Raw genomic sequence first — 14,611 nt, forward strand, 5'->3', positions numbered from 1 at the left:
CATTTGCAGCGGCACGTTTTTCTTATGCTCCCTTTGTCGAAGATAGGTAGGAACCTATGCAGCCGCCCTCTTTTTCATGATTATCCCGTTGAATCAGGCAGTAGAGAAAGAGAAATCGTTGTTACGAAAAAGCGCTTTGTCTGAGGAGAATAGCCTGCTTTGAAGCAGTCGAGAGCTAAGTCCTTACTTAATCGTAAAAAACCTAAGATAGCCCTAGGAATACGACCTAGGAGTATGACCAATATGGCAGATTGAAGCTGAGGCAAGAAGGCAAGTTACAAAAGTTAAAGGAAGTAATAGATCGTCCAGAATTGAAAGTGAAATTCAGATTGAAGAGGACAAGAAGTTCAAGTCCAGATTATAAAGACAAGTTTAATGCCCCGAGCGTTTCAATTTACGCCGCTGTTGCAAGGAACGGCTTCCGATGGCGTGCGTTCTGGTGGCGTGCGATTAACTGGCGGTAAGGGATCGCAGGAATGGACAAGCACATCTGTAGCAGGTTCTGGCGCATCTCTTCCTCGGAACAGGACATGCGCAGGTGACGGCGGACGGTGTACTCATTCAAATACGCCTGCAAATGTGTTAACCCCAAGGCGACATACGTGCGTCTGATCGAGTCCCTTGCTTGTCTCACGACTCTCCGTAAGGGCAGATACATCCGATAAACGAAAGGGAACCACCGCTTGGTTGAGGTATGGACGTCTACATGTTTGTTGATGAACGCGACGAGATCGCACCGAGTAGCCCATTGCTCGCTTCCTCTTTTATGTGATACCAGTTGGATCTTCACTCGCCCGGGTTCACCAGACTCAGTTACCGTGCAACCGGCGACGACTGCGGTGGCATAAGGTTGAGAAACTGGATGAAAACGGTTGGGATCCGTTCCATACTGATCGCGGTTCACCTTTACCTCTCCAGAGAGCAGATTTCGGGCATCACATTCGCTGAGGCTATGGCGGATTTTGTGCAGCATGAGCCAAGCGGTCTTGTAGGTAACTTGGATTACCTGACTCAAACGGAGCGCCGAGATGCCGTCGGGAAGCAGGAACAGCTCCAAGGCTTGAAACCACTTCACCAGGGGCAGATGAGTTCTTTCAAATATGGTGCCAACCAAAGGCGAGGCTTGATAGCTGCATCTTCCACATTCAAACAAAGGAAGGCGACGGGAGGACACGCGGGTACATTCGGTAAAAGCGCAGCGCGGGCAGACGAAGCCGTTTGGCCACTTCATAGCGATGATCGCCTCGATGCAGTCGGCCTCACTTTGAAAACGGCTGCTGATAGATTGAAGCTCCGGATTCATACCTAATTCCAAGTCCGATCCCTCCAATTCAAATTCCTCTAGTTCACTAAATACGCACGTACGTTCTCTTTTTTGTCATTATATCAAACATATGTTCGTTAATCAAGAAAAAAATCCCAGATAACCATCTTATCTTCGTAAAAATCGGAATGATCAGCTCCACGGGCCACCTCATTTCAATCCCGTTCATGGATTTCCCAATTCTGAGCAAAGGGGATAATCGTGCAAAGAGACTAGAAGAGATCCCGCATTCTGAAACAAAAGGGATATTCGTGCAATGAGGTGCAGTAAGAGGATCCCTTTTCTCGATCCCCATTCTGATTAAAAGGGATAATGGTGCAAAGAGGTAGCTAGAAGACTCTCTTCCTAGATCCCCCAATTCTGAGCAAAGGGGATAATCGTGCAAAGAGGCGCAGCGAGAGGATCCCTTTATCGATCTCGCTATGGGGTGCTTTTTTATACAGGCCTAACAATGCAGGATTATAGTAGGGGAATGTTTAATATTAATTTTAAATAAATGCCTGGGAGGATGATCCTTTTGAGCGATATTATTAATTTTGCGCATCGCGGAGCTGCGGGGTATTACCCGGAGAACACGATGCTGGCTTTTGCCAAAGCGCTGGAGCTCGGGGCGACCGGTATCGAAACGGACGTGCAGATGACGCGTGACGGGGAGCTGGTCTTGATCCATGACGAGACGTTGCAGCGGACGGCAGGAACGCCGGAGTGGGTGAAGGATTTGACCTTGGCCGAAATCAAGCAACGGGAGGCGGGCTCCTGGTTCCACGAGGATTTTGCGGGCGAACGCATTCCGACGCTGGAGGAGCTGCTGGACCTAGTTCGGAACACGGACACGATCGTCAACCTCGAGTTGAAAACCGGCGTCGTCTTGTACCCCGGCATTGAGCAAAAGGTACTGGATACGGTACGCCGCTTTGGCTTAAGCGAACGGATCATCATTTCCAGCTTTAATCACTATTCTCTGGTCGAATGCAAAAAACTGGCTCCAGACATCCGTACCGGCATTTTGTACATGGAAGGCTTGTATGAACCGTGGGGTTATGCGAAGCGGGTGGGCGCGGAGGCGCTCCACGCTTACCAATATGCGCTGACGCCGGAGCTGGTGGCGGAAGCTAAGGCAAACGGAGTGGTTTATCATCCGTTTACGGTAAACGATTCGAAGCTGATGCAGGCGCTGATCGCGGCAGGCGTGGCCGGTATCATTACCGATTACCCGGACCGCTTGGCAGAACTGCTGGCCAAATAAGGAGCGTGAACGGATGAGAAAAACATGGCTGCTGGGTCTCGGTTTTTTTAGCATTAGCTTGACCTGGGCGCTGTACAATGCGTTTGTTCCGCTGTTTTTGGACGATTATTTGAAGAGCGCCGCGATGATCGGGTTTATGATGACGATCGATAATTATTTCGCCATTGTATTGCAGCCATGGATTGGACACCGCAGTGATAAGACGAATACCCGATACGGACGGCGGATGCCTTATCTGCTGATTGGCATGCCGTTAGGTGCTGTGTTTGCGGCTTTGATCCCTTGGCATACCGGGTTTGTGACGCTTGTTTTGTTCATGGTGTTAATGAATTTGTCGATGAGCTTGTTCCGCGCGCCGACGGTTGCACTTATGCCTGACATTACGCCGGAGCCGCAGCGGACCAAAGCAAACGGCATTATCAACTTCATGGGCGGCATCGGCTCAGTGCTGGCCTTTGGCATCGGCTCTCAGCTCTACGGGATCGGCTCGTATATGCCGTTTCTGTTTGCCGGAGTTGTTATGTTAATTTGTTTGTTCGTACTGAAGACGGTTATCCGTGAACCAGCGGCAGCGTTCGTGACGGGGTTCGCCGGGAACAACGCGGCCGGAGAGAACCCGAAACCGCAGATTCGCATCAAGGACCAGCTTGACAAGACGACGGTACTGATTTTGGGGGCCATCTTCTTCTGGTTTGTGGCCTATCAAGGCGTTGAGGCATTGTTCACGTTGTATGGTACCAAGCAGATTGGGATGAGCGATGCTGAAGCTTCTTTTTCGTTGACGTTCTTCTCGCTTGCGTTCCTGTTATTTGCTTTGCCAAGCGGTTGGCTGGGAGCTCGTTATGGGAAAAAAGCGATCATCTCCACCGGAGTTGCCGGATTGTTTGTTGTCTTCGGCGTCATGATTTTCGTTGATTCCGTCCTGTGGCTGCGGCTGCTGCTTATTGTCGGGGGCATTTTCTGGGCGTGCATCAACATCAACTCTTACCCGTGGGTTGTCTCCACCGGGCGGGAGGAGAGCATCGGGACGCGTACGGGGATCTATTATTTCGTTTCGTCCCTGGCCGCGATTACGTCGCCTCCGCTGCTCGGCTGGGTGATCGACGTGTTTGGTTATCCGGCGCTGTTCATCAGCGCATCCGCGGGGATGCTGCTGGCGCTGTGCTGCCTTTTCGGTATCCCCCGGGAGCAGCAGCGCTCAGGTAAGGAGCCGTTCGATCAGGCGCCCATCGGCATGAAATAAATTGATATCTCTGTGATGTAAAAAACAGCGGGGGTCCCAGCGCGGCGAAGCGTTTGGGAGACCCGCTGTTTTTTTGTGTCAAGCGTGCTTGCGTCTGACGCGTAAAGCCAGCCCTAAAGCGACCAGCGATACGAGCAGCGCGCAAGCCGAAAGTACAAGGGCCGTCGTGCCGGCCGAGGAACCACTGCCACTGTCGTTGGACAGAGGCGCGGAGGAGGCTTCGGTGTCTGAACCGTTCGATTCCGTAGTATTGGCTGCAGCACCTTCATTGGCGCTGCCGTGATCATGCCCGGCGTCCTCCGTGGTGCCCGCCCCGGCGTCCACTCCGGTGTGGGAACCGGCAATATCCGCGGCACCTTCCGCGGCGCTCACCACCGTCAGCGAATGGGGCCGATCGGTACCTTCCGCGCCGGTCCATTCCACGACGCTGCCGTCGCTGTAATATTGGAAGGCATCCCAGGCTAGTTCCGCGGGTTCGCCGGGATTTTGTACAACGAATTCAAACTGCTGGAACTCGCCGGGGCCGATGCCAGCGCCTTCGGCCGTCCAGGTGACGGCCGTGACCGTTCCATCTTCCGCGATCGTCAGTTCTACGCTCCAGTCCGGTAAGGGACGGTACTGTTTGAAGGCGACGCCGTCTGGGATCTTTAGCGCGACTTTCACCGTGTTGACGTCTTTTTCAACAGGTACTTTAAGGCTGTAGGTTTCCCAGGCTCCCGGGGCGGATTGGCTTGGCTTAACCGTTACGTGTGCGCCGGCCGTGGCGGTGAAGAAAGCGAAAGTCAGGACCCACACAATAGCGGAACCGGCTGCGTAACGCCAAAACGTTTTTTTCAAATTACATATTGGATTCAACATGGCTAAATCTCCTTTGATCGTAGTTTGATAACCTCTCTACGGATTTCCTATTACCAGCTCTGTATCGTAATCGTAACTGTCCAGTGAACTCGTCAAAATATGGACGTGTACGTTCCAACGGCCGCCCATCGTAATCAATTCGCTCACCTCGGGAGGGGAGCCGCCGGGGAAGAGGATTTCTATTGTGCCCATATCCATCTCCTTTGACGTCAGCTCCAGCGTCACTTGGTCCACATCGTTGCGGGGTTGTCCATCCAGACCCAGCACGTTCACCTGAAAGGTGTTGGTGCCTGCGACGTTTGGAGTTATGTGGATCGTGACCTTTGTCCCGTCATCCAGTTGATGGGTCAGAGCAGCGGGACCGGGGAATGCAGCAGCCGTGGGCAAGTTCGCCAGGACAGCAGCCAATAGAAGGACAGCCAGTCCAGTCCCCAATTCGGTCCATACGCCGGCGGCGCTCAGCGGCTTTCTTGCCTGTCTTCTGCGCAGGAAGGAGCAACCTCCGAGCAGCAGGCAGATCAGGGTCAGGGCAATTTTGGCCAACAGTACAAGACCATACGTCGTATGCGTAAGCGAGTACAGCGTTGGCACGTGCAGCAAGCTCCCATACACGCCAGAGAGTAACAGGATGGCTACCATAATGAAGGCGAGTATGGAAAAACGCCGAACCGTCTGCCAAGACAGGGGAAGTTGCGACGGTGCAGAATGCCGGGCCTCTTCTTTTTTAGCGGATGGCTGAGTTGCTGCCGGAAGCAAAAACGCTAAAGCGCCAACACCGCCCAACCAGATCAACGATGAGGCCAAGTGCAGGAAGTCCGCCGTTATGGCAGGTCCTCGCAGGTCTGCCGTGGCGGCATGCCCGATAAATGCCTTGGAGAGCAGCAGCCCTAAGCCAAGCAGCATAGCCCCAAGCAAAGGAAGCTGAGACGGTCGGTTGCTTCTGCTGGCGCGCAGCAGGTACAGCGTCCATAAGAGCAAACCTCCCAGCAATAGGAGCTGAACCTTCCAAATCTCCCCGAAGGTGGTATACACGAGCGTTTGCCGCCAAAGCGCCGGATCAAACGCTTCTCTCCATCCCCCTCCTGCATCGTCAGCGGTTTGCTGCGGCAAACTAAGCAGAATGCCGGCGGAGGAAGCGATCAGCCCGCTCAGCCACATGACTCGGCTGCGCCGCTTCAAACGTTCGGGCCAGGCATTGTCCAGACGGGGAAGAAGCCACGCATGAAAGACGACCGCCCCAAGATAGCCCGCCATTCCGCCATAAAATAACCAGCGGACAATCAGCAGGCTCCAGCCCGGGAACGAGCTGCCACTATCCGTCGTTGGATGGACCGGGGGCCCGCTCTCCATGCCCTGATCGCCGCGCCCGATCTGAAACGGAATCGTACCGGAGATGGTGTGTCCATCGCCGGAAACCACGTTCCATTTTGCCGTATACAGCCCCTCCGGCAAATTCGGCTGCAAGGAGACGGTCAGCCGGGACGGCTTCTGGGGATCGATTTCCGCTTCTCCATCCGTTACGTCATCTCCGTTTGGACCGATGACCTCGAGTTTATGGAAGCCTGCCTCAATAGGTTCATTAAACTCGATGACGATCATCTCAGGGGACGTATCTAATGTCTCGTTTGCCGCCGGATTGGAAGAAACGACATACGCGTGGGCAAAAGCAGAAGTTGGTGCTAGTACGAGAAGGATGATGCAAGCGGCAACCGCGAAACATGTCCATTTACGAAGAAATATTTTCAATCGAATTCATCCTCAATTCAGATAGTCTATGAGCTTCCTCACAATGATTACCATTTTACATGGATTAATTACGCCTGAGTATGACTAGAATGGGCCATATCGCACCCTAATCTCTGTCTAATTGTGTCTGATTTGTGAAGCTCGGCTAGCCAAGATTTGCATAAAACGTAAAAAGATTTGCACAAATATGCAGAATGTTTAAACAAAAACACTAACCTTGCATGTAAACTATTTAAAAAATGATTAGGGTCAATTACAATGGGGGTTAGTCTATGGGTTATGACGAGTTTGACCATAATGAAGGGGGATATTAAGTGGCAACAATTAATGTCGGTATCGTAGGTTACGGAAATTTGGGACGGGGCGTGGAAATGGCGCTGAAACAGAATCCCGATTTTCAACTGAAAGCGATTTTTTCGCGCAGACAACCGGACGAGGTGGCAGCCGCTAGCGGCGTGGTTCATATTTCCGAAATTGAAAAATATAAAGGTGAAATCGACGTAATGATCCTGTGCGGCGGGTCGGCTACAGATCTGCCGGAGCAAGGGCCGCAATTGGCGGCGATGTTTAATACTGTCGATAGCTTTGATACGCATGCGAGAATTCCGGAATACTTTGCAAAAGTCAATGAAGCAGCGGAGAAAGCAGGAACGGTCAGCGTCATTTCGACCGGATGGGATCCTGGCTTGTTCTCGCTGAACCGGCTTCTGGCCGAATCGGTGCTGCCGGAAGGAAAAGACTACACGTTCTGGGGCAAAGGCGTCAGCCAAGGGCACTCCGATGCGATTCGCCGCGTGGCGGGCGTGAAGAACGGCGTTCAGTATACGATTCCGGTTGAGGCGGCGGTTGAGCGTGTGCGCCAAGGCGAAAATCCAGAATTGTCCACTCGCGAAAAACACCTACGCGAATGCTTCGTCGTTGCGGAGGAAGGGGCGGATCTGGCGAAGATTGAGCAGGAGATCAAGTCGATGCCAAACTATTTTGCGGATTACGACACAATTGTTCACTTCATTAGTGAGGAAGAATTGAAGGCGAACCACTCCGCGATGCCGCACGGCGGTATGGTGCTGCGCAGCGGCCGGACCGGCGCAAACAGCACGCAGCTGATCGAGTTCAGCCTGAAGCTGGACAGCAATCCGGAATTTACGGCTAGCGTGCTGGTTGCATACGCCCGCGCAGCGTACAAGCTATCGCAAGCTGGAGAGTCGGGGGCGAAAACAGTCTTCGATATTCCGTTCGGCCTGTTGTCGCCGAAATCGCCGGAGCAACTGCGTAAAGAGCTGTTGTAGGCAGAAGATTCCGCATACAGCGGGCGCGGCTTCATTTGTTTCGTCTATCTATGCGATAAATAGCATAAATATTGAGGTAAGAGGTTGTCCTGAAGGCAAGGGAGGTTTTGCTTAGGGGCAGCCTCTTTGTTTGGTCTCAATCAAAAATGTCACGAAAACGTCACATTCTCCCTTGATATCAAGGGGAGATGTGGGGGTGTGAAGCAAAACGTAACACGAAATATTGTGAACCGAATCACAAAATACGGATTATCTATGACAATTCTGCGAACTCTGGTAGGCTGAGACCGCATTGTGAACAATTATCAAAATCGCCGATTTTTCCGGATAATGGCCGAAAATCGTCTTAAATCAACTTTTCATGCGATGTAAAGGATAAAAGTCACACTATATAATGTAATAATTTTACATAATTAACATTCTATATGAATTGTTATTCAATCCCCCCTTTCCTAACATAAAAGTAGCTGATCGAACGAAGCCATTCCCGAAGCCTTGGGGGATGGTGTTCACAATGAAGAAAGGGGTATCGGTATCCTATGAAAAGGAAAGGGTTGCTGTTAGCTTTATTTTCAGCCCTTCTTGTCCTCCTGACCGGGTGTAATCAGTTGACGGTGTTAGACCCGAAAGGTCCGGTGGCCAAGACCCAATCACAAGTCATCATTTTTTCGATTGTAACGATGGCCTTTATTTTGCTGGTCGTTTACACGCTGTACATCTATATGTTAACGAAATATCGTGCTTCCAAAGCAGCGCCGGACTACGAACCGCCGCATGTGGAAGGCAGCAAATGGCTGGAAATCACTTGGATTACGATTCCGATCATTATCGTAGCGGTGCTGTCGGTTGTGACCGTCCGCAGTACGTCGGCTGTAGAAAAAGTGCCGAAAGGCTATGAGGATCAAAAGCCGCTCGTGATTTACGCCGCTTCCTCCAACTGGAAATGGCATTTTAGCTATCCGGAGGAAGGGATCGAGACCGTTAACTATGTGAACTTCCCAACGAACCGTCCAGTGGAGTTCCGGTTGTATTCGTACGGACCGATTACGAGCTTCTGGATTCCGCAGCTGGCGGGACAGAAATACGCGATGAGCGATATGGTGAATACGCTGAACATCGTTGCCGAGCATGAAGGCTCGTATATGGGCAAGAACTCCAACTTCTCCGGTGAGGGCTTCGCACACATGGAATTTGAAGCGCTGGCCATGGCGCCTTCGGAATATGACAAATGGGTCAAAGAAGTGAAGGACACCGCTCCTGAGCTGACCGAGTCGGAGTTCGACAAGTTGCTGGAGACCGCGCATGTTGGCCGCCAAACGTACAGCTCGACCCATCTGGACTTCCGTCCTGCACCGGAAGGGGAGAACGCCGGCCATAATCATGGCGGCGAGAACGGAAGCGAGGAGATGGACCACTCTACGATGGACCACTCTACGATGGACCACTCCGACATGGACATGACGGAAGAATCTAGCGGACACGAAGCGCATAACTAATCAACGGGAAGGGAGTACCTGAACATGAAATGGGACGAATTTTTCGTCACGGGTGAGCCGATGATCTATGGCGCGATGGTCAGCATCGTTGTTGTATCGCTGGCGATCGTCATCGGATTAACCTATTTTAAGAAATGGGGCTGGCTGTGGCGCGAATGGTTAACGACCGTCGACCACAAGCGGATCGGCATCATGTATATCATCTCCGCACTGCTGATGCTCTTCCGCGGCGGCGTGGATGCGCTGCTCATGCGGGCGCAGCTGGCGGTACCGGAGAACGGGCTGCTGGATGCGCAGCACTATAACGAAATTTTTACGACACACGGGGTCATTATGATCCTGTTTATGGCGATGCCGTTTGTTGTCGGGTTGATGAACGTCGTAATCCCGCTGCAAATCGGCGCGCGTGACGTAGCATTCCCGCGTTTGAATGCCGTCAGCTTCTGGCTGTTTTTCGCTGGGGCGATGTTGTTTAATATCTCTTTCGTCATCGGGGGTTCCCCGGATGCCGGTTGGACGGCGTATTTCCCGCTGGCCAGCGTTGAGTTCAGCCCGAGCGTAGGTAACAACTATTACTCGATTGCGATTCAAATTGCAGGGATTGGGACACTGATGACCGCAGTGAACTTCCTGGTAACGATCCTGAAAATGCGCGCACCAGGTATGACGTTGATGAAAATGCCGATGTTTACCTGGTCGATCCTCATTACGAACATCATTATTTTGTTTGCGTTCCCGGTATTGACTGTGGCGCTGGCACTGATGATGTTCGACCGCCTGTTTGGTACGCAGTTCTTTACGATGGCCAACGGCGGGATGGATATGCTCTGGGCCAACCTGTTCTGGGTATGGGGCCATCCGGAGGTTTATATCGTTATTTTGCCGGCCTTCGGGATTTACAGTGAAGTCATTTCGACGTTCTCACGCAAAAACTTGTACGGCTATAAATCCATGGTATGGAGTATGATCGTTATTTCGCTGCTATCTTTTATCGTATGGGCGCACCACTTCTATACGATGGGTCACGGCGTCATGGTCAACGGGATCTTCTCGATTACGACGATGGCGATCGCCGTTCCAACCGGGGTTAAAATCTTCAACTGGCTGTTTACGCTGCAAAAAGGGCGCATCGAATTTACAACGCCAATGCTGTATTCCCTCGCCTTTATTCCGATCTTTACGATCGGTGGGGTGACCGGGGTCATGCTGGCGATGGCGAGCGCCGACTATCAATACCATAATACGATGTTCCTGGTGGCGCATTTCCACTATGTGCTGATTCCAGGTACCGTATTCGCGGTGATCGCAGGGTTCTATTACTGGTTCCCGAAATTGTTCGGTTTCCGGCTCAACGAGCGTCAAGGCAAGCTGGCCTTCTGGATTATTGCCATTAGCTTTAACGTGACCTTCATGCCGTTGTTCTTCCTTGGTTTGAAAGGGATGACCCGGCGGATGTATACCTATTCGGAAAGCACAGGCTTTGGTCCGCTGAACCTGATCGCTTCGATCGGTGCGGTGGGGCTCGCCATCGGGTTTATCGTGCTGGTGTACAACATTTACTGGAGCTTCCGTTATGCGGAGCGGGACAAAACCGGCGATCCTTGGAACGCACGTACGCTGGAATGGAGCACGCATTCTCCGGTGCCGGAGTACAACTTTGCGGTTGTGCCTAAAGTGGATTCGCTCGATCCGTTCTGGAAAGCGAAGAAAACGGGTAAATCGCTGTATACGGATAAAATCGAAGAGATTCATATGCCGAACAACAGCGGTCAACCGTTTATCCTGGGTGTGATTTTCTTCTTCTTCGGATTCTTTATGGTCTTTAGCTGGTGGGTACCGGCGATTATCGCCGGCCTGGGGATTCTCGTCATGCTGGCGGTACGTTCGTTCGAACGCGACCACGGCCGACATATTCCGGTCAGCGAAATCATCAAAACCGAGCAGGCTTTGGCCAATCGGTTGGACACGGATGCAGGATTGCGGGGTGAACACGCATGAAGGTAGATCATACTTTGCCTTTGGAATATCAAACGGAAGAGAACAGTAACCGGGTTCTTGGGTTCTGGCTGTTCCTGGGCGCGGAAATCGTGCTCTTCGCCACGCTGTTCTCGGTGTATCTGACGCTGTGGAACCGGACCGGCAGCGGCCCGAACGGAGCGGAAATCTTCGAAATCGGACCGGTGCTGGGCGAAACGTTCTTGCTGTTGACCAGCAGCTTTACCTGCGGCTTGGCGGTACACAGTATGCGTCTGGGGCTGAGAAAACCGTTTATGGCGTTCTTCGCCATCACGCTGCTGCTGGGCCTCGGGTTCCTTGGTATCGAGATTACCGAATTCGTTACGTACGTTCATGAAGGCGCAACGATGCAAACCAGTGCGTTCCTGTCGAGCTTGTTCGTCCTGCTGGGGACGCACGGCGCCCACGTAACGCTGGGGCTGCTGTGGGGCAGCGGGCTGATGATTCAGGTGAAACGCGAAGGGTTTACCCATGATACGGCGAACAAATCGTTTATTTTCTCGCTGTACTGGCACTTCCTGGACGTGGTCTGGATCTTCATCTTCAGCTTTGTATACTTGAAAGGACTGATGTGACATGAAAAAACTGTTCCCGATTCAACACGTCATGGGATATGTGTTCTCACTGATCCTTTCTGCTGTAGCGCTGTCGGTGGTATTCTGGGATATGTCGTTTGCCGTTGGCATGACGATCCTGCTTGTCTGCGCGGCCGTACAGATGTCGGTGCAGCTGTTCATGTTCATGCACATCGGCGAGAACCGCAGTAAAGGTGCATTGTATGCTAACCTCGTATACGCCCTGTTCGTCGGGCTAGTGACCGTGTTTGGTACCTTGCTGACGATGATTTGGGGTTACCAATAAGAGCACAGTCGAATATCAGAAAAAAACCCGTTGTCACGTATGTGGCAGCGGGTTTTTTGGCGTTAGCGGGGGAAGCTAGGATAGAAGAGTCGTTAACGCTAACGGACCGTAGCGCCGTTAAATGATGTTGGTTGGCGTTGACGAAGGGCTAACGGACTTCACGGCCGTTATTTTGCGGATTTTGCGAAGGGTGGGCCCTCTTACGTGTCAATAAGGTCCACAGGGTCCGTTAGTGCGGGAAATGAGCCGGGAAATGACAGATAAGGTCTTTGAGGTCCGTTATGTTAGAAAAAAGTTGAACGGAGACTCTTTACATACCCCATGGGGGTATATTATAATGAGCGTACCACAGCAAACCACGTTGGTTTGGAAAGGAGTCATGTATGGCGAAGGTCGAGGGACAGGAACATTTGGCGTCCGCACACTGCGAGGAGCATGGCGGGCATCATAGCGTATCGGAAACGGAGAATGGCAAGCCGGTACGGCGCAGCCACCATTCTGAAGCGATGAAGAGCAACCTGATCAGCCGATTGAACCGGATTGAAGGGCAAATCCGCGGAATCAAAGGGCTGATCGAGAGAGATACTTACTGTGACGATGTGCTGAACCAGATCGCCGCCGTGCAATCTGCGCTGAACAGCGTGGGCCGGCTGCTGCTGGAGGGACACATGAAGAGCTGCGTGATCGAGCGAATTCAAGCAGGTGAGACCGAAGTGCTCGACGAGTTGCTAGTCACGGTCAACAAGCTGATGAAATAACGGCGGAACCCCTGGGGGTACGCTGCAAGATGAAGCCATTATTAAACTCATGGGAGGAATTGTTCATGCAAAATATTACGTTAAACGTTGAAGGTATGTCCTGCAATCATTGTGTCAAATCGGTAGAAGGAGCCATCGCCGGGCTGGGCGCTACAGGGAAAGTGGATCTGGCCGCGAAGAAGGTGGAAGTGACTTTCGACGAAACGAAAGTGACGGTTGAACAAATCAAAGAAGCGATTGAGGATCAAGGATACGACGTCGTTTGATCCGAAGCCTTTTTCACGGACCTATAAGACGTGCGAGCGAATTAGCCGTGCGTCTTAAGGGACGGGGAGTGGGATGTGGAAGTATTTTTATTTGCCCTTGATATACCCCTATGGGGTATGAAATATGCGGGTTTTGAGATGGAGGATTGTCATGGAAAAAGCATTGCCTGCCGCCGGCGCGAATCACGACCAAACGACGTTGCAAATTACCGGGATGACCTGCGCTGCCTGTGCGGCACGGATCGAGAAGGGGTTAAACCGGCTGCCCGGCGTGAAACAAGCCAACGTCAATCTGGCGCTTGAAACGGCGCAAGTGCGGTATGAGCCGGGGACGGTCTCGATCGAGCAGATCATCGATAAGGTAAGCCAGTTGGGCTACGGTGCGGTGTTGAAGCCGTCGGAGAAGGAGTCCGGGGATATCCGCGCGCGGGAAATCCGGAAGCAAAGAAATAAGCTGATCGTGTCGGCAGTGCTCGCGTTCCCGCTGCTGTGGGCGATGGCCGGGCATTTTTCCTTCACCTCATGGATCTGGACGCCGGAGCTGTTTATGAACCCGTGGTTCCAGCTCGTGCTGGCGACGCCGGTGCAATTTATGATCGGCTGGGGCTTTTACGTCGGGGCGTACAAAGCGCTGCGCAGCCGCAGCGCTAACATGGACGTATTGGTCGCGCTCGGTACGTCGGCGGCGTATTTTTACAGTCTGTATTTGAGCTTGGAGTCTTTGTCGATGCCTCACGGGCATACCCCCCAGCTGTATTATGAAACGAGCTCGATCCTGATTACGTTGATCCTGCTCGGCAAATGGTTTGAGGCGTTAGCCAAAGGCCGCTCCTCCCAAGCGATCAAAACGTTGATGGGGCTGCAGGCCAAAACGGCGCTGATCCTCAAAGACGGCGTTGAAACGGTGGTACCGATCGAAGCGGTTGTCCCGGGGGACGTATTGATCGTCAAACCGGGCGAAAAGATCCCGGTCGATGGGGTAGTCATCGGCGGCGTCTCGTCCGTCGATGAATCGATGTTAACTGGGGAGAGTATCCCGGTGGAGAAGAAGGAAGGCGACACGGTCATCGGCGCGACCGTCAACAAACATGGCGTGCTGCGCGTGCAAGCGGCCAAGGTTGGCAGCGAAACCGCGCTGGCGCAAATCATCCGCGTTGTAGAAGAAGCACAAGGCTCGAAAGCGCCAATTCAGCGGGTAGCGGATGTGATTTCCGGGATTTTTGTCCCGATTGTGGTTGGGATCGCTGTAGTTACGTTCTTGGTGTGGTTTTTCTTCGTGGCGCCGGGCAGCTTCGCCGTGGCGCTGGAAAAGGCGATCGCCGTGCTGGTCATCGCATGCCCTTGCGCGTTGGGGCTGGCGACGCCAACGTCGATTATGGCCGGGTCCGGACGGGCCGCGGAGTACGGCATCCTGTTTAAGGGCGGCGAGCACCTCGAGGCCGCCCAAGGGCTGCAAGCGATCGTGCTGGATAAGACCGGCACGATCACACGGGGGCAGCCGGAGCTGC

13 protein-coding genes are annotated in these 14,611 nt (G+C 52.7%); 10 read left to right on the forward strand and 3 right to left on the reverse strand.

All coding sequences use genetic code 11. From position 1 onward, the window contains the following. Positions 1-394: 394 nt before the first annotated feature. The gene (locus tag POTG_RS23070; RefSeq protein WP_009223965.1) at positions 395-1,315 is read right to left on the reverse strand and encodes a transposase; all 921 of its coding nucleotides are present in this window, start codon (positions 1,313-1,315) and stop codon (positions 395-397) included. A 526-nt stretch (positions 1,316-1,841) separates the two neighbouring features. Here POTG_RS23070 and POTG_RS06205 point away from each other — a divergent pair. Both POTG_RS06205 and POTG_RS06210 read left to right on the forward strand, forming a co-directional pair. Further along, on the forward strand, positions 1,842-2,570 hold the full coding sequence (locus POTG_RS06205; protein ID WP_036644434.1) for a glycerophosphodiester phosphodiesterase: 729 nt from the start codon (positions 1,842-1,844) through the stop codon (positions 2,568-2,570). A 13-nt stretch (positions 2,571-2,583) separates the two neighbouring features. Next, complete coding sequence (locus tag POTG_RS06210; RefSeq protein ID WP_009223967.1) at positions 2,584-3,813, forward strand: SLC45 family MFS transporter; 1,230 nt, start codon at positions 2,584-2,586, stop codon at positions 3,811-3,813. 78 nt (positions 3,814-3,891) lie between these two features. On the opposite strand, the gene POTG_RS06215 is transcribed toward POTG_RS06210, so the two are convergent. Together POTG_RS06215 and POTG_RS06220 are read right to left on the reverse strand one after the other, a co-directional pair. Continuing rightward, positions 3,892-4,671, reverse strand: coding sequence for a YcnI family copper-binding membrane protein (locus POTG_RS06215; protein WP_009223968.1), 780 nt, complete (start codon positions 4,669-4,671; stop codon positions 3,892-3,894). A gap of 36 nt (positions 4,672-4,707) precedes the next feature. Then, positions 4,708-6,417, reverse strand: coding sequence for a copper resistance CopC/CopD family protein (locus tag POTG_RS06220; RefSeq protein WP_009223969.1), 1,710 nt, complete (start codon positions 6,415-6,417; stop codon positions 4,708-4,710). Positions 6,418-6,731: 314 nt separating this feature from the next. Here POTG_RS06220 and POTG_RS06225 point away from each other — a divergent pair, with 314 nt between their 5' ends. The 8 genes from POTG_RS06225 to POTG_RS06260 form a co-directional block, all read left to right on the forward strand. Next, positions 6,732-7,706 carry a diaminopimelate dehydrogenase gene (locus POTG_RS06225; RefSeq protein WP_009223970.1) on the forward strand — a complete coding sequence of 325 codons (975 nt, stop codon included), beginning with the start codon at positions 6,732-6,734 and terminating at the stop codon, positions 7,704-7,706. Between the two features lie 539 nt (positions 7,707-8,245). After that, the gene (qoxA, locus tag POTG_RS06230) at positions 8,246-9,202 is read left to right on the forward strand and encodes a cytochrome aa3 quinol oxidase subunit II (RefSeq protein WP_009223971.1); all 957 of its coding nucleotides are present in this window, start codon (positions 8,246-8,248) and stop codon (positions 9,200-9,202) included. A gap of 24 nt (positions 9,203-9,226) precedes the next feature. Beyond that, on the forward strand, positions 9,227-11,200 hold the full coding sequence (gene qoxB, locus POTG_RS06235) for a cytochrome aa3 quinol oxidase subunit I (RefSeq protein ID WP_009223972.1): 1,974 nt from the start codon (positions 9,227-9,229) through the stop codon (positions 11,198-11,200). Further along, positions 11,197-11,793 carry a cytochrome aa3 quinol oxidase subunit III gene (gene qoxC / locus POTG_RS06240; RefSeq protein WP_009223973.1) on the forward strand — a complete coding sequence of 199 codons (597 nt, stop codon included), beginning with the start codon at positions 11,197-11,199 and terminating at the stop codon, positions 11,791-11,793. The genes qoxB and qoxC overlap by 4 nt, the downstream gene beginning before the upstream one ends. A gap of 1 nt (position 11,794) precedes the next feature. After that, the gene (gene qoxD / locus POTG_RS06245; protein ID WP_009223974.1) at positions 11,795-12,079 is read left to right on the forward strand and encodes a cytochrome aa3 quinol oxidase subunit IV; all 285 of its coding nucleotides are present in this window, start codon (positions 11,795-11,797) and stop codon (positions 12,077-12,079) included. 383 nt (positions 12,080-12,462) lie between these two features. After that, entirely contained in the window at positions 12,463-12,837 is a 375-nt protein-coding gene (locus POTG_RS06250; protein ID WP_009223975.1) for a metal-sensitive transcriptional regulator, read from the forward strand. A 65-nt stretch (positions 12,838-12,902) separates the two neighbouring features. Then, on the forward strand, positions 12,903-13,103 hold the full coding sequence (gene copZ / locus POTG_RS06255; protein ID WP_036644441.1) for a copper chaperone CopZ: 201 nt from the start codon (positions 12,903-12,905) through the stop codon (positions 13,101-13,103). Positions 13,104-13,254: 151 nt separating this feature from the next. After that, a partial coding sequence (locus POTG_RS06260) for a heavy metal translocating P-type ATPase (protein WP_036644443.1) occupies positions 13,255-14,611 on the forward strand: 1,357 nt, incomplete at its 3' end.

The organism is Paenibacillus sp. oral taxon 786 str. D14 (assembly GCF_000159955.1).
GTDB classification, from domain to species: Bacteria; Bacillota; Bacilli; order Paenibacillales; family Paenibacillaceae; genus Fontibacillus; species Fontibacillus phoenicis.